A 257-nucleotide genomic window follows, 5' to 3' on the forward strand; every position below is an offset into this window, starting at 1 on the left:
GTTGCAGATGAAGTACGTGAAACAAGTCGGAAAACTCTTAATACATTGCACGAGTTAGGAATTAAGAAAACAGTGATGCTAACTGGAGACAATACAACTACAGCTAAAGCGATTGGAAGGGCTGTAGGCATTTCTGAAGTAGAAGCGGAACTCATGCCAGAAGATAAATTAAATTATATAAAATTGCTAAGAAATGAATATGGAAAAGTCGTGATGGTTGGAGATGGAGTGAATGATGCTCCAGCATTAGCTGCTGC

General features: G+C 38.9%; 1 protein-coding gene. It reads left to right on the forward strand.

Annotation, left to right across the window (positions count from 1 at the left end; genetic code table 11):
- The coding region (locus SB749_RS20045; RefSeq protein WP_410711852.1) for an HAD-IC family P-type ATPase at positions 1 to 257 on the forward strand (257 nt) is incomplete at both ends.

This window comes from Brevibacterium sp. SIMBA_078, from assembly GCF_046534565.1.
Taxonomy (GTDB): Bacteria; Actinomycetota; Actinomycetes; order Actinomycetales; family Brevibacteriaceae; genus Brevibacterium.